We start from the raw sequence: 15,600 nt of genomic DNA, 5'->3' as shown, positions 1-15,600 counted from the left end.
CGGCCTTTACGGGCGTGACAATCAGCACCCGTCCCACCGGAACCACCATTCGCCTCACCAGAACCGACGTGCGAAAGCTGGTCATGGTTGCCACGAACCACTAAAGTGATATCACTTGGATAGGCAGGCGCTAGCGGAACGCATCACACGCGACGGCGCCCCGAAAGACGGGGGATCACCCATGTCCACACACGACACACAGGCCGCACCGGCCACGGCCGACGTCCCCGAGATGCCGGCCCCGCGCGTGCGGGAGACGGCGGCGCACAGCATCGGCGGCGGCCTCGCCCTGACACTCGGCCTGGTCGGACTACTGCTCGGCATCGGGATGACCATCAGCGCCACCGCGGTCACCGCGGCCGCCGGAAAGGCCCTGCTGATCGTCTTCGGCATCCTGATCGCCATAGCCGCGTTCCTCGCCATGTGCGGGCTGAACACGGTGGCGCCGGGCGAGGCCCGGGTGGTCCAGCTCTTCGGCCGCTACCGGGGCACCATCCGGCAGGACGGTCTGCGCTGGGTGAACCCCTTCACCTCACGCACCAAGATCTCGACCCGCGTACGCAACCACGAGACCGCGGTCCTCAAGGTGAACGACGCCTACGGCAACCCGATCGAGCTGGCCTCGGTCGTGGTGTGGCGGGTGGCGGACACCGCGCAGGCCACCTTCGAGGTGGACGACTACATCGAGTTCGTCTCCACCCAGACCGAGGCCGCCGTCCGGCACATCGCCATCGAGTACCCGTACGACGCCCACGAGGAGGACGGCCTCTCGCTGCGCGGCAACGCCGAGGAGATCACCGAGAAGCTCGCGGTCGAACTGCGCGCACGGGTGGACGCGGCCGGCGTCGACATCATCGAGTCCCGCTTCACCCACCTCGCCTACGCCCCCGAGATCGCCTCCGCGATGCTCCAGCGGCAGCAGGCGGGCGCGGTCGTGGCGGCCCGGCAACTGATCGTGGAGGGTGCCGTGGGCATGGTCGAGACCGCGCTGGCCCGGATCGCCGAGCAGGGCATCGTGGAGCTGGACTCCGAGCGCAAGGCCGCGATGGTGTCCAACCTGATGGTCGTCCTGTGCGGTGACCGCGCCGCGCAGCCGGTCCTCAACACCGGGACCCTCTACCAGTGACCGCCCCCTCCGACCCCCCCGAGGGGCGGGCCCCTCGGCGCAGGCCGCAGCAGCAGCGCAAGCAGGTGCTGCTGCGGCTGGACCCGCTGGTGCACGAGGCACTGGCGCGATGGGCGAACGACGAGCTGCGCTCGGCGAACGCGCAGATCGAGTTCCTGCTGCGGCGGGCGCTCGCGGAAGCGGGCCGGCTGCCCGGCGAGGCGGGCCCCCTCCCCCGCCGGGGGCGCCCGCCCGTACAGCAGCCACCCACCCAGCCCCCACAGGCCGGCCGGCCACCGCAGCCACAACCACAGCCGCAGCCGCAGCCGCAGCCGCAGCCGCCCGAGGAGTATCCCCCCGAGCCCCGGTGACCATCTCGGAGCCGGGGCCTCCCGGGCCGGACGACCGCCCCTGGCCCGGCGCGCCCCACCCCGCGCTCCGATGACGCCCTCCGGCCCTCTGCCCCCGCCTCCCCGGACCTGCCTCCCCGGGCCGCGCCCCGAGGGCGCTCTCCCCCTGCCTCCCTGGGCCCGCCTTCCTGGCCCGGCGCGCCCCACCCCGCGCCCCGGTGACGCCCTCCGACCCTCCGCCCCCCTTGCCTCCCGCCTTCCTGGGTCCGCCTTCCTGGGTCCCAGCTCCTCGGCCCTGCTCCCCCTGGCCCGCTCCCCGAGCCCTGCTTCCTCGGGCCCTGCAGTGTCTTTCGGCCCGATCAAACCGGACCCCCACTCTCCGAACCGGTCCGGACCGGACCGATCCGGGCAAGAGGCCCGGCCTCCTGAATCCGAGCGCCCGTCCTCTCCCCCACCCGGTGACAGAACCGTGACAACCGGCCCTCACCTGGGCCCTCTTGCTTCTCTCCGCGACCTGCACACTCGATGTATACACGGCACGTATACGCGCTGTGTAGAGTGCTCGTCATGTCCATCGGTCACACCCTTCTGGGGCTCCTGGAGTCCGGCCCGCGCCATGGTTACGACCTGAAGCGGGCCTTCGACGCGAAGTTCGGTCACGACCGGCCACTGCACTACGGCCAGGTCTATTCGACGATGTCCCGCCTATTGAAGAACGGCCTCGTCGAAGTCGACGGCATCGAGGCCGGCGACGGCCCCGAGCGCAAGCGGTACGCGATCACGGAGGCAGGCGTCACCGACGTCGCCCGCTGGCTCGCCACACCGGAGAAGCCGGAGCCGTACCTCCAGTCGACGCTCTACACCAAGGTCGTCCTCGCGCTGCTCACCAGCCGCGACGCCGCCGACATCCTCGACACCCAGCGCTCCGAGCATCTGCGCGGCATGCGCGCCCTCACCGAGCGCAAGCGCCGGGGCGACCTGGCCGACCAGCTCATCTGCGACCACGCCCTGTTCCACCTCGAGGCCGATCTGCGCTGGCTGGAACTCACCGCCGCGCGCCTCGACAAACTCCGTGAGGCGGTCTCCCGATGACGATCCCCGCCGGTTCCCTGCTCGTCGCCCAGGACCTGCGCAAGGCGTACGGGCCCACCCCGGCGCTCGACGGCGCCGCGTTCTCCATCCACCCCGGCGAGGTCGTCGCCGTGATGGGCCCCTCCGGGTCGGGCAAGTCGACCCTGCTGCACTGCCTCGCCGGGATCGTCACGCCCGACTCCGGCTCGATCATGTACAACGGGCGCGAACTGACCGCGATGAACGATTCCGAGCGCAGCAGGCTCAGGCGCTCGGAGTTCGGCTTCGTCTTCCAGTTCGGGCAGCTCGTGCCGGAGCTGACCTGCGTGGAGAACGTCGCCCTGCCCCTGCGGCTGAACGGCACGCCCCGCAAGGAGGCCGAGCGTTCCGCCCTGGCCTGGATGGAGCGCCTGGAGGTCGACGACGTCCGGGCGAAGCGGCCGGGCGAGGTATCCGGCGGTCAGGGACAGCGGGTCGCCGTGGCCCGGTCGCTGGTGACCGGCCCCCGGGTGCTGTTCGCCGACGAGCCGACCGGCGCGCTGGACTCGCTCAACGGCGAGCGCGTGATGGAACTGCTCACCGAGGCCGCCCGGTCCACCAACGCCGCCGTCGTCCTCGTCACGCACGAGGCGCGGGTGGCCGCGTACTCCGACCGCGAGATCGTCGTACGCGACGGTAAGTCCCGGGACATGGAGCACGCCGTATGAGCGGGACCAAGGAGCGGGACCGCACCGCCTCCTCCGCCCCGGAGGTCCCCGCCGCCCGCACGGAACCGAAGGTCCGGGTGGTGGCCCGGGACCTGGGCATGGGCCTCCGCTTCGCCCTGGCCGGCGGGCGCGAGGGCTGGATCAGGGCCGTGCTCACCGGGGTCGGCGTCGGTCTCGGCGTGGCGCTGCTGCTGCTCTGCGCCGCCCTGCCCGGGGTGCTGTCGGAGCGGGACCGGCGGGAGGAGGCGCGGCTCGACTGGCCCTTCAGCTCGGAGACCGTGTCGAAGGCCGACGACACCCTGCTCATCACGCGCGTCGACACCGACTTCCGGGACAAGCACGTCCGCGGCCGCCTGATGGAGCCGGAGGGCCCGAACGCCCCCCTGCCGCCGGGTCTGAGCGAGTTCCCGGCGGCCGGCGAGATGGTCGTCTCCCCCGCCCTGAAAGAGCTGCTCGCGTCGGACGGCACGGGACTGCTGCGCGAGCGGCTGCCGTACGACGTCACGGGGACGATCGGCGAGCCGGGCCTCGTCGGCTCGCAGGAACTCGCCTACTACGCGGGCGCCGAGGGGCTCGCCGAGGGGACCGACGGCTCGACGGCGGTGCGCCTCGACAGGTTCGGCACACCTCCCGAGTACACGTCCGAGAAAGAGAACGACCCGGTGATCATGCTGCTGGTCCTGGTCGTCTTCGTGGTGCTGCTGACACCGGTCGCCGTGTTCATCGCCACCGCCGTACGGTTCGGCGGCGAGCGGCGCGACCGCCGGCTCGCGGCGCTGCGGCTGGTCGGCTCCGATGCGGCGGCCACCCGGCGCATCGCGGGGGGCGAGGCACTGGCCGGCTCGCTGCTCGGGCTGGTCCTCGGCACCGGCTTCTTCCTGATCGGCCGCCAGGTCGCCGCCTCCGTCGAGCTGTTCGGCATCAGCGTGTTCCCGAGCTACCTGAACCCGTCACCGCTGCTGGCCCTCCTGGTCGCGGTCGCGGTCCCGGCGGCCTCGGTGCTGGTGACGCTGCTCGCGCTGCGCGGGGTCGTCATCGAGCCGCTGGGCGTGGTCCGTACGGTGCGTCCGCCCCGGCGGCGGCTGTGGTGGCGGCTGCTGCCGCCGCTGGCCGGCATCGTGATGCTCTATCCGATGGTCGGGCAGGGCCGCGAGAACGGGGACTTCAACGCGTACCTGGTCGTCGGCGGTGTCCTGCTGCTGCTCATCGGCATCACCGCACTGCTGCCGTGGTTCGTGGAGGCGGTCGTCTCCCGGCTCGGCAAGGGCGGTCTGTCGTGGCAGCTGGCGGTGCGCCGGCTTCAGCTCAGTAGCGGCTCGGCGGCCCGGATGGTCAACGGGATCGCGGTGGCCGTGGCCGGCGCGATCGCGCTCCAGATGCTGTTCGTCGGCGTCGAGGGCGACTACACCGAGGACACCGGGCTCGACGTGTCGCTGGCCCAGGCGCAGGTGGAGTTGCCGGACGGCCACGCACTCGCCCCCGCCGCCGAGAAGCTGGCGGACGTCAAGGGAGTGAGCAGGGTCTACGCGCTCTCCCACGGCTACCTCGCCGACAAACCCTGGGGGCAAGAGCCGGAGAACACCGCCGCACTGACCGTCGCCGACTGCGCGACCCTGCGCACGGTGGCGAAACTCCCCTCGTGCCGGGACGGCGACGTGTTCACGGTGTCCGGCGCCGAGTACGACACGAGCACCCCGGCGCTGAGCAGGCCGGGCCTGGACCTCCACCTCGAGGCGCCCGACCCCTCGGACCCCTCCCGCTACGCCGAGGGCGTCACCTGGACGGTCCCCGCGGGCTTCAAGGAGGCCCGGTCGATCCCGGACCCGGTGGGCCAAGAGCGCGGCGGCTTCCTGCTGACCCCGGGCGCGGTGACGGCGGGGATGACCGACACGCTCTCCAGCCAGATCTACCTCGAGGTCGACCACTCGGTGCCGTACGCCATGGAGCACGTGCGGAACACGGCCGCCGCGATCGATCCGCTGACGTACATGGCCGAGTGGAACGCCACCAAGCGTTCCGGGACCTATGACTCGATCCGTACCGGTCTGTTCGTCGGCGCGGCCTGTGTCCTGGCGCTGATCGGGGCGAGTCTGCTGGTCTCCCAGCTGGAGCAGTTGCGCGAACGGCGCAAGCTGCTGTCGGCCCTGGTCGCCTTCGGCACCCGGCGGCGCACCCTGAGCCTGTCGGTGCTGTGGCAGACGGCCGTCCCGATCGGGCTGGGGCTGCTGCTGGCCTCGGTGGTGGGGGTCACGCTGGGCACGGTCCTGCTGCGGATGACGTCGACACCGGTGCGGATGGACTGGACGAGCCTGTTGCAGATGACCGGTTTCGGTGCGGGTGTCGTCGTGGTGGTGACGCTGCTGAGCCTGCCGCCCCTCCTGCGCATGATGCGCCCGGACGGCCTCCGCACGGAGTGACCGGTGGTGCGGCGGCCGGTCCCGGGCGGCACGGGGTGCCCGGGACCGGCCGCCGCACCTGAGAGCATGGACCGCGTCCGGCCACGGAAAGCACGGAATCACGGAAAGCGCAGAGAGCACGGGAAGCGCAGAGAGCACAGGGAGCACGGGACTGCCTTGTGATCCAAAGCCCTCGCGGCCCGGAAGCCTTCCCTGCCAAAAGGAGCGTGTCCGCCATGTCGCTGGAGTCCCTCAAGTCCCGTATCCCCGACTATGCACGGGATCTGACGCTCAATCTGGACGCGGCCATCGGCAACTCGGACCTGCCGGTCCAGCGGCTGTGGGGCACGGTGCTGTCGACGGCGATCGCCTCGCGCTCGGCCGTCGTGCTGCGTGAGCTGGAGCCGGAGGCGAAGGCGGTCCTGTCGCCCGAGGCGTACCGGGCGGCGAAGACCACCGCCTCGGTGATGGCGCTGAACAACGTCTTCTTCCGGACCCGCCACCTGCTGTCGGACAAGGAGTACGGCAGCCTGCGCGCGGGCCTGCGGACGAACGTCCTCGGCGACCCGGGCGTCGACCGGGTCGACTTCGAGTTCTGGGCGTTCGCGGTCTCCGCGGTCAACGGCTGCGGCCTGTGCCTCGACGCGCACGAGTCGGTTCTGCGCGGGGCGGGCGTCGCACGCGAAGTCGTCCAGGAGGCGTTCAAGATCGCCGCGGTGATCCAGGCCGTCGCCACCACCCTGGACGCGGAAGCGGCCCTCGCGGAATGACTCCGAGCGGCTCCCGAGCCATTGCCGAGCGACTCCGCGCGCTCCGCTCCCCCGGCGATCGCACCTCGCCCCGCGCCCTTCGCCCCGCGCACCTCGCCCCGCGTTCTTCACCCTTCGACCTTCACTCCACCGGCGGGACCTGCGGTGCGAGTGGAGCCGCTGAGGCGGGTGGAGCCGCTGAGGCGGGTGGAGCCGCTGAGGCGGGTGGAGCCGCTGAGGCGGGTGGAGCCGCTGAGGCGGGTGGAGCCGCTGAGGCGGGTGGAGCCGCTGAGGCGGGTGGAGCCGACAGTCCGGGGTGGACCGTGGCCGCCGACGCCGCCGTGGCACCCCGCGGCTTCGGTGCGAAACGCGCGGCCGGCTCCTGGGCGTACGCGCGGAGATACACCACGACGGTGTTGGTCACCGCGACCAGCGGTACGGCGACCACCGCACCGCCGATGCCCGCCACCATGCCGCCGGTGGCGACCGCCAGCACCACCGCGAGCGGGTGGACGCGGACCGCCCGGCCGAGGATGAACGGCTGGAGGATATGGCCCTCGATCTGCTGCACCGCCAGGACCACCACCAGCGTCATGACCGCCGTGAACACGCCCTGGGTGACCAGCCCGACGACCACCGCGAGCGCTCCGGACGCCACCGCGCCGACGAGCGGGATGAAGGAGAACAGGAAGATGAAGACGGCGAGCGGCACCGCCATCGGCACATCCAGGAAGTAGATGCCGAGGCCGATGAAGACCGCGTCGATCAGTGCCACTATCACCGTGCCGCGCACATACGCCGTCAGCGTCCGCCACGCGGCCGGTCCGGCGCCGGCGACCCCCGGACGGGCGGCGGCGGGCACCAGCTTCAGCGTCCACTCCCAGATGCGCTTGCCGTCGTAGAGCAGGAACAGCGTCGAGAAGACCGCGAGCAGGATGCCGGTGAGTGCCTCGACGACGACCGTCACGCCCTCGAGTCCCGCCGAGGTGATCTGCTCGGTGTTGGCGCCGACCGCTTCACGCAGGTTCTTGGCGATGTCGTTGATCTGGTGGTCGGTGACGTGGAAGGGGCTGTTGAGCAGCCAGATGCGCAGCTCGTCGATGCCGTCCTGGATCTGGTCGGAGAGGGTGTCGATGTTCTCCATGACCTGCCAGGTCACGAACCAGCCTATGAGGCCGATGACGACGAACCCGAACAGCGCGGTCAGCGCCGTGGCCGGTCCGCGCGGCAGCCCGATCTTCCGCAGCCAGGCCACCGTCGGCTGGAGCAGCGCCGTGATCAGCAGCGCGGAGGCGAAGGCCAGCACCACCAGCTGCACGGCCCCGATGACCCGCATGAGCACCCAGACCGTGCCCGCGAGCACCAGCAGGCGCCAGCCGGCCTCGGCGGCGACCCGCACTCCCCAGGGCACGGCCTGCGCGGGGTCGGGGCGGGAGGGGACGACGGTGACCGGGGCGGGTGCGGTGCCGAAGGCCGTCGCGGGGGCGGGCGCGGCTGCGGGAGCGTGGCCGCCCGGCGGCACGGACACCCGGTCGGCGGGCTCGGCGGGCTCGATGGGCTCGGTGGGCTCGGTGGAGGAAGTGGAAGCGGTGACATCGGGTGCGTAGGGGCCGGCGGCCGGTGCGGTCGTCATGGCGGGCTCGGGGCCGTCCCGGCTCTCCCGTTCCATCGCGGCGCGGCGTGCCTCCAACCGCCTGCTCACCTCGGTCAGTCCGGCTCCGATCCGGCCGAGCCATCCTGGCGCGTGCGACATGGTGCGTCCTTTTCCCCCGGCTCTCTTCATCACTCCCCTGCTTCCCCCGGGGGCGTCGATCAGACCGTACATGGCGAAAGCCCCACACCGTAGGACGGTGCGGGGCTCTGCCGGGGTTGAGCGGGGCTGGTACCGAGCAGGGCTCTAGTACCAGTGGTTGGCCTGCCAGAACGACCAGGCGCCGCAGGGGCTGTCATAGCGGTCGTTCATGTAGTTGAGGCCCCACTTGATCTGGGTGGCCGGGTTGGTCTGCCAGTCGGCACCGGCCGACGCCATCTTGCCCGCCGGAAGTGCCTGGACGAGACCGTAGGCGCCGGAGGAGGGGTTCACGGCCTGGTAGTTCCATGTGGACTCGTGGTTCACGATGTTGCTGAAGCACTGGAACTGGTCGGCCGGAATCATCTGCCGGGCCATCGCCTGGACCTCGGCGACGCTGTACGAGCTCTGGACCGCGAAGTCGGAGGCGGACGCGGAGGCCGTCTTGGAACGGCTGGCGGCCTTGTCGGCCTCCTCGCGTTCCTTGGCTTCCTTCGCCGCCTTGGCTTCCTTGGCCGCCTGCTCGGCGGCTTCCTTCTTCTTGGCGATCGCGGTTTCGGCGGCGGCCTTGCGGGCCGATTCCTCCGCGTCCTTCTTGGCGCTCGTGTCCGCGGCGATGGCCATCGTTTCGGCCTGCTGCGTCAGGGAAGCGGTCTGCACCTCGACCTGCTGGCCCGCGGGGATGTCCGCGAGCAGCGTGGTGCCGGCTGCGGTCGCCTCAAGGTCATTGTTGGTCTGCGCGGTACTGCCCGACGCAACGCCGACGACGCTTCCTACAGCGGTGACCGCCGTGGCCGAAGCCACTGCGAATCCCCGGACCGAAATCCGGCTCACACGGTTTCCTTCCAGCATCGACCGCTTCGGTGACCCTCGCGGACGCAATCGTGCCCCTGGCACTGGCCTCCCCAACTCGGGTCACGGGAGGTACGGGCCCGATGAGCAACTCCCGAACGGGAGCGCCGCGTGGTACTCGGGCGGCATACGACAACGCTATGCAGTTGATGCTGGTACTCATGTGGCGCCCTGCCGCTGGGGGTAAGGCTGTGTCGTATGCGGGGCCTGACAGGAGTGAGACTCTGCCGTAATACGGAGCCGGGAGGCAATTCCCTCGCGGGTGTGAAAGCTCACATCCCGTTTGGTCCAGGCGATTACCGGAAAGCGGCACGCACGCCGACGCCGCCCGGCTAGGCTCTTCGCCTTTCCGGACGGCGCCAACTACCGGACGGGGCAGACGTCCCGGATCGTCCGGATCACCCGGACCGCCCGGACGTTTCGGACCGCCGGGACGCCCGGGATCACCCGGACGCCCCGGATCACCCGAACCTCCCGGATCGTTCAGATATGCCCGTCCTCCAGCATTTCGGTCACAAGGGCGGCGATCCGGGACCTCTCGGACCGGGTCAGGGTCACGTGGGCGAAGAGCGGATGGCCCTTCAGTTTCTCGACGACGGCGACCACTCCGTCGTACCGGCCCACCCTGAGGTTGTCCCGCTGGGCGACGTCGTGGGTCAGGACGACCCGCGAATTGGCGCCTATCCGGGACAGAACGGTCAGCAGTACGTTCCGTTCCAGCGACTGGGCCTCGTCCACGATCACGAACGCGTCGTGCAGCGAGCGGCCCCGGATGTGCGTGAGCGGCAGGACCTCCAGCATGCCGCGCGCGGTGACCTCCTCGATGACCTCGCGGCTGGTGACCGCCGACAGCGTGTCGAAGACGGCCTGCGCCCAGGGGCTCATCTTCTCGGCCTCGCTGCCGGGAAGATAGCCGAGCTCCTGCCCGCCCACCGCGTACAACGGCCGGAAGACCATCACCTTCCGGTGCTGACGGCGCTCGAGCACCGCCTCCAGGCCCGCGCACAGCGCCAGCGCCGACTTGCCGGTGCCGGCCCGGCCGCCGAGGGACAGGATTCCCACGTCGGGGTCGAGCAGCAGGTCGAGCGCGATCCGCTGCTCGGCGCTCCGGCCCTTGATGCCGAACGCCTCCCGGTCACCGCGCACCAAACGGACGTTGCCCTCGGGGGTGACCCGGCCGAGCGCCTTGCCGCGCTCCGACTGGATGGTCAGCCCCGTGTGCACGGGCAGCTCGGCCGCTTCGGGCACGTAGACGTGGCCCTCCTCGAAGAGGACGTCCACCTGCTCGCCGGGCAGGGTCAGCTCGGACATTCCGGTCCAGCCGGAGGCGTCCGTGACGGCGAGTTCGGCGCGGTACTCCTCGGCGAGGAGTCCCACGGAGGACGCCTTGATCCTGAGCGGGAGATCCTTCGACACGACGGTGACGTCGAATCCCTCGGCCTGCAGATTGCGGGCGACCGCGAGGATGCGGGAGTCGTTGTCCCCCAGGCGATAGCCGCTGGGCAGCAGGCCGGGGTCCGAGTGGTTGAGCTCGACACGCAGGGTTCCGCCGAGGTCCCCGATCGGGAGGGGAGCATCGAGACGGCCGTAGCGCACCCGGAAGTCGTCGAGCAGGCGCAGCGCCTGCCGGGCGAAGTAGCCGAGTTCGGGATGGTGCCGCTTGGCCTCCAATTCCGTCACCACGACGACGGGAAGCACGACCTCGTGCTCGTCGAAGCGGCTCAGGGCGTTGGGATCGGCCAGCAGGACGCTGGTGTCGATGACATAGGTGCGCCGGTCGGGCTTGTGGCGCTTTGTGCTGGTCACCACGGAAGGACGTACCCCCTCGGAAGAGGTCGGGGAGCGACGGAGCGGAGCTGGACCGGTTGACGGCGCCGATGCACGGGCCGAGAACCGGCCCCCCGCTGCTTCGTCCGTGCCGTGACCGCACGGTCGGGCTGGTGCAAAGGGCCTCCCGGGCGGACGGCCCCGGGCCGCCCGCTGAGATCCGACACCCGTGGTTCGGGTGTCGACCTGTCTGAGTTATGCCCTCGAACCATCGCGCCCATGCCCGAGCACCCGGCGGCGCCAGGATGAACTCCTCGTGACGTCCGTTCCTCCGAACGGCTCACCCGCCCCGTCCCGGCAGCGCTCGGCCGCCGAACGGTGCGGGAACGGGGCCTCGGCCGCCGAACGGTGCCGTGGCCTCAGCCGCCGTAACGCCGGTGGCGGGCCGCGTAGTCGCGCAGGGCGCGCAGGAAGTCGACCTTGCGGAAGGCCGGCCAGAAGACCTCGCAGAAGTAGTACTCCGAGTGCGCGGTCTGCCACAGCATGAATCCGGACAACCGCTGCTCGCCACTCGTTCGGATGACAAGGTCCGGGTCGGGCTGGGCGCGGGTGTAGAGATGACGTCCGATCATGTCGACGTCGACGGCCTCGGCGAGCTCCTCCATCGAGGTGCCCTTCTCGTGGGCGTCGAGAATCATGGAGCGCACCGCGTCGGCGATCTCCTGACGACCGCCGTACCCGATGGCGACGTTGACCACTATGCCGTCGACCTGCGAGGTGGCCGCCTCGGCCTCCTTGAGGGTGGTCTGCATCCCGGCGGGCAACAGATCGGGGGTGCCGACGTGATGCACCCGCCAGCGGCCGTCGGCCGCGAGGCTGCGCACGACGTCCTCGATGATGCCGAGCAGCGGAACGAGTTCGTCCTTCGGCCGGTCGAAGTTGTCCGTCGACAGCAGCCACAGGGTGACCACCTCGACATCCGTGTCGGAGCACCAGCCGAGGAACTCACCGATCTTGTCCGCGCCGACCCGGTGGCCGTGGACGGTACTGGAACCCGAGGCCTTCGCCCAACGGCGGTTGCCGTCCATGATGACGCCGATGTGCTTCGGCACCTGAGCGTGGTCCAGGCGGCCTCCCACCCGGCGCGTGTACAGCCTGACCAGCAGGCCGCGCAGCTTGTCGCGCAGGTTCACGTGATCGTCAGCCCCTCACGTACGGATCGGACAGGGGCGGCACCCGCCGCGGCCCACGCCATGCGGCCCGGTACTCCTCGGCCGCGTGCGGACCCTGTCTCCATGTGGCAGTCCCCGGAGGCGAAGCCTACCCCTGCGGGGGCGGGGGACCTGAACCTCGGGGTGGGGGTGATTCGGCGGCCGGCCTGAACCTCGGAGCGGGCCTCCGAAGCGGCCGGCCCGGGCGAGGGTCTGCCCGTGCGCCTGCCCGGGGATCCGCTTGTGGGTCTGCCCGGGGGTCCACTTGTGGGTCTGCCCGGGGGTCCGCTTGTGGGCCTGCTTGTGGGCCTGCTTGTGGGTCCGCCCGGATGGATGCGGGGAGGTCGCCCCGGCGGGACGGGACACAGGGCGCGATCGGACGCCGAGCAGGGGCACGCCCCACCCGATGGACCCGCCCGGGGCCGGAACGGGGAGCCGCGGCCGGACCTGCGGACGCGGGCAAAGAAAAACGGGCCGGTCCGTGGGGGGGATACGGACCGGCCCGAGGGGGGGAGCTCCACCATAACCCTTTGTGAGTGATGCTGCGTACATTGGCGCGCCATAACTACTCTCCGGAATCGCACGGCAACGCCCCGAGGGTCACGGAAGTGCACATTCCGGGCGTTCCAGTGGCCGAAATACGGCAGTTCCTCCTGGAAGAAACCGGCAATAGCGGGTCATCCCACCCTGGGCCATCCGGCGCGCCCTCGATGGAACCCCGCCACGACCACCCTTCCGGCCGTCCCTCCGACGGGTGACCCGGCGAGGAACGCCCACTTGACCCGCCGACGACGCGACGGCCGGGAGGGTGGTCGTGGGCAAGGTGACCGTCGACTCGCACGCGTAGGCACCGCGCCGGATCGAGGGTGGTCAGGGTTTGCGTACGTCGAAGAGGTGGCGGCTGCTGTGGGCGACGAACGCGCCCTCGGTCTCGATCCGTTCGTGCAGCGCGCGCAGTCGGGGCAGGTACGCCTCGACGGTGAAGTCCGGAACCATCCAGATCACCTTGCGCAGGAAGTGCACGACGGCGGCGATGTCGTAGAACTCCATGCGCAGCCGTTCGGCCCGCAGGTCGACGATCTCCAGCCCGGCGGCCTCGGCATCCCGGCGTTCACGTTCGGGATGCCGGGCATCGCGCTGCTCGTCCGGCTGCGGCCCGAGGAAGTGCTCGACGAGTTCGTAGGCGCTGCGGGGCCCGACGTGCTGAGCGAAGTAACCGCCGCCGGGCCGCAGCACCCGCGCGATCTCCCGCCAGTGGGCTCTCACCGGATGCCGGCTGACGACGAGATCGAAGACCCCGTCGGCGAAGGGCAACGGCCCGTCCGCGGAGGCGACGACGAAGCCGCCCCGCTCCCGGAGGAGCCCGGCGGCCTTGACGATATTGGGCGCCCACCCCTCGGTGGCGACGACAAGCGCGGGCCGACGGCTCTCGGGGGCGGCACGCCCGGCTTCGTCGAGAGCGAAGCTCAGCACCTCCCCTCCCCCGGTCTGCACATCGAGCACAGCCCCGACCGCCCGGCCCGACTGCCGGCCCGACAGTCCGCCCAATCGCCCGGCCATGGCCCGCGCGTACTCCCATGAGGGCCGGGCCTCGGTGGCCCGCCCGGCGAACCAGGAGAAGTCCCACCCCTCGGTGGGAACGGCCACGCCTTCGGCCAGCAGCTCGTCGAAGGACAAGGAGGAAGGGGGAAGGGAGGGGGAGAACGAGGATGAGGAACGGTCCGAGCGACGTCCGTACGACACCTCTCGATCCTCACAGAAGCCGACGGAGCCCGCTCTCGAATTTCCCCGGAACAGGCAGTCGCGGTCCACAGTCCACGACCCGCGGTCCACGCCTCCCCTACGACACCGCTGTCCCCACCCTCCGGGCCACTTCCTCCGCGGCGAACCGAACGAACCCCTCCGGATCCGGCTCGTCCTCCGTCGGCTAGAGGATCACGGAGTCGGCCCCGGCATCGGCCAGCCGGTGCACCGCCTCGGCGACGGCACCGGCCTCCCGGCCACTCCGAGGCCGGGTTCCGAGCCGACGCCCTCGGCGATCAGCTCGGCCCGGAGCCGCTCCTCGGCGCCGGGCCCGGTGGCAGTGAGGAGATACACGACGACCGTGTGTGCCGTGGCCTCACGCCCGGCCGCCGCACGCTCCTCGCCGATGAGACGCCGGCACGCCGAACGCCCTCGGGTGAGGTGAACGCCGTGAGAATGGTGCCGCCGGCGACCTCGCCGGTGAGCCGCAGGCTACGCGGCCCGACAGCACCATTCTCACGGCGATGCACCTACCCGGGGCTTTCGAAGCTGACGCTCTCGGCGATCGCCCGCAGGATCGCCCGGTACTCCTCGCGCCGGGCCGGAGCCGTGGTGGTGAGCGTGAGAACAGCGAGCCGCCGGCAGTCCGGGTGGGGAAGGTGGGCGTGCAACTGGAGAACCGGACACTGCGGCAGACCGCTCCCGCTCCCGCTCCCGGGTACGGACGTCGACTCGCCGAACGTGGCGGGCCCCGCGGGCAACTCGGCGAACTCGGCCCCCGTATACCCTCCGCCGGCCGTCACGGCACGGGCAGCCGTGACACCCCGGGGCGCGGGGGCGGTCTCCCGCCAGGAAATCGTGAACAACGAAAACAACGGCCCCGCCCCCACCCCACTCACATCATCCCGATGCAACCCAACAGAACAGTGCACAGTACCTACTTCCCGGAGCGCAGCGAGGAGTTGCTGACCGGTGGCGAAAGCCGCGATGAACTGCTGGCGGGACACCTCATCAGGCGCGGTATCGACAAGCGGTGCGGCCGCTGCCCGCAAACGATCCCCTGCCGGGGAGTTCGGGCCGGGAAGCAGGGCGTCCAAAGGCAGCGGGAGAAACCCCGGTGGTTCGACGAACCACAGCTCGGCGAGAGGATCCGCCGTGGAAGCATCGACAATGACCACAGCTGTGCTCAAGGCCCTGTCCCTTCGCTCCCCCTGATGCCGGAGACGGCGTCAGGGGGCACGGCGTCGACGAACCGCGCTCCGGCACGACGGGCACGCTCAAGGTCGACAGGGTCCGCGTCCTGCCAACTCCGGCGCGGAGCACGCTCGTCGAAGGCAGACGGTTGGTAGAGGAAGTGCAGCCGCCTGGGAGCCTTACCATCCCGGGAGGACACAGCCACGACACCCAGGAACCGTGGATCCCCCGCAAACCACAGAGGCTCCAGCTGCGCCTTGAGCGCAGGCTTCGTACGCGGCCCCCCAATCCGCCGCAACCACCAGAACACCCGATGATGCTTCACGAACACCAGGGGGATCCCTGCGTCTGAACGGCTTGAAGGGCTGGGGAGTTCGATCCAGATCCCAGAAGCCTCCGCATCCGGATGATCTTCAATGCCTCGCACTGCGTTGGAGTAGATCTGCCAGGGGTATTCACGGAGGACCCGAAGCACACTCAATGCAACTGGAAATCCGTGAAGCTGAAGCACCACCCGGTAGAGTCCGTAGATGAAATAAGGCATGAACAACCACACGAGCCATTCCGGACCATTCACGGATAACCCTAGTAGGATCACCCAGCCGCCAGCCCATGCAACCAACCCTATGACGCTCATAGCAAGGCCTCTTGACCACACCCGGCGGG

At 70.6% G+C, this 15,600-nt stretch carries 12 protein-coding genes and 1 pseudogene; 6 read left to right on the top strand and 7 right to left on the bottom strand.

All coding sequences use genetic code 11. The annotated features are described in order from the left end of the window. The first annotated feature begins 181 nt into the window (after positions 1-181). From V4Y04_RS23845 to V4Y04_RS23820, 6 genes are all read left to right on the top strand, one after another. Positions 182-1,126 carry an SPFH domain-containing protein gene (locus V4Y04_RS23845; RefSeq protein WP_332430355.1) on the top strand — a complete coding sequence of 315 codons (945 nt, stop codon included), beginning with the start codon at positions 182-184 and terminating at the stop codon, positions 1,124-1,126. Continuing rightward, the gene (locus V4Y04_RS23840) at positions 1,123-1,476 is read left to right on the top strand and encodes a hypothetical protein (RefSeq protein ID WP_332430354.1); all 354 of its coding nucleotides are present in this window, start codon (positions 1,123-1,125) and stop codon (positions 1,474-1,476) included. Before V4Y04_RS23845 ends, V4Y04_RS23840 begins: the two co-directional genes overlap by 4 nt. A gap of 546 nt (positions 1,477-2,022) precedes the next feature. Next, the gene (locus V4Y04_RS23835; RefSeq protein WP_332430353.1) at positions 2,023-2,547 is read left to right on the top strand and encodes a PadR family transcriptional regulator; all 525 of its coding nucleotides are present in this window, start codon (positions 2,023-2,025) and stop codon (positions 2,545-2,547) included. Continuing rightward, complete coding sequence (locus V4Y04_RS23830; RefSeq protein ID WP_332430352.1) at positions 2,544-3,233, top strand: ABC transporter ATP-binding protein; 690 nt, start codon at positions 2,544-2,546, stop codon at positions 3,231-3,233. The genes V4Y04_RS23835 and V4Y04_RS23830 overlap by 4 nt, the downstream gene beginning before the upstream one ends. 98 nt (positions 3,234-3,331) lie before the next feature. Next, on the top strand, positions 3,332-5,650 hold the full coding sequence (locus V4Y04_RS23825) for an ABC transporter permease (protein ID WP_332432983.1): 2,319 nt from the start codon (positions 3,332-3,334) through the stop codon (positions 5,648-5,650). 215 nt (positions 5,651-5,865) lie between these two features. Then, positions 5,866-6,399, top strand: a complete 534-nt coding sequence (locus V4Y04_RS23820; RefSeq protein WP_332430351.1) for an alkyl hydroperoxide reductase — start codon at positions 5,866-5,868, stop codon at positions 6,397-6,399. A 121-nt stretch (positions 6,400-6,520) separates the two neighbouring features. On the opposite strand, the gene V4Y04_RS23815 is transcribed toward V4Y04_RS23820, so the two are convergent. The 7 genes and pseudogenes from V4Y04_RS23815 to V4Y04_RS23785 form a co-directional block, all read right to left on the bottom strand. Continuing rightward, positions 6,521-8,131, bottom strand: coding sequence for an AI-2E family transporter (locus V4Y04_RS23815; protein ID WP_332430350.1), 1,611 nt, complete (start codon positions 8,129-8,131; stop codon positions 6,521-6,523). Positions 8,132-8,275: 144 nt separating this feature from the next. Further along, complete coding sequence (locus tag V4Y04_RS23810) at positions 8,276-9,001, bottom strand: transglycosylase SLT domain-containing protein (RefSeq protein WP_332430349.1); 726 nt, start codon at positions 8,999-9,001, stop codon at positions 8,276-8,278. Between the two features lie 501 nt (positions 9,002-9,502). Further along, positions 9,503-10,828 carry a PhoH family protein gene (locus tag V4Y04_RS23805; protein ID WP_332430348.1) on the bottom strand — a complete coding sequence of 442 codons (1,326 nt, stop codon included), beginning with the start codon at positions 10,826-10,828 and terminating at the stop codon, positions 9,503-9,505. 377 nt (positions 10,829-11,205) lie between these two features. After that, positions 11,206-11,979 (bottom strand): isoprenyl transferase, encoded by a 774-nt coding sequence (locus V4Y04_RS23800; protein WP_332430347.1) that lies wholly within the window; start codon positions 11,977-11,979, stop codon positions 11,206-11,208. 888 nt (positions 11,980-12,867) lie between these two features. Further along, positions 12,868-13,674: a class I SAM-dependent methyltransferase gene (locus V4Y04_RS23795; protein ID WP_332430346.1), complete on the bottom strand. Its 807-nt coding sequence runs from the start codon at positions 13,672-13,674 to the stop codon at positions 12,868-12,870. 253 nt (positions 13,675-13,927) lie between these two features. Further along, positions 13,928-14,252, bottom strand: a pseudogene (locus tag V4Y04_RS23790) (LLM class flavin-dependent oxidoreductase); the annotation flags it as partial. A gap of 18 nt (positions 14,253-14,270) precedes the next feature. Then, positions 14,271-14,606, bottom strand: a complete 336-nt coding sequence (locus tag V4Y04_RS23785; protein WP_332430345.1) for a hypothetical protein — start codon at positions 14,604-14,606, stop codon at positions 14,271-14,273. Positions 14,607-15,600 lie beyond the last annotated feature (994 nt).

Origin of the sequence: Streptomyces sp. P9-A2 (genome assembly GCF_036634175.1) — a bacterium.
Classification (GTDB): domain Bacteria; phylum Actinomycetota; class Actinomycetes; order Streptomycetales; family Streptomycetaceae; genus Streptomyces; species Streptomyces pratens.
The sequence above is the reverse complement of the archived record's forward strand: the minus strand, read 5'-3'. Positions and strand labels throughout refer to the sequence as shown.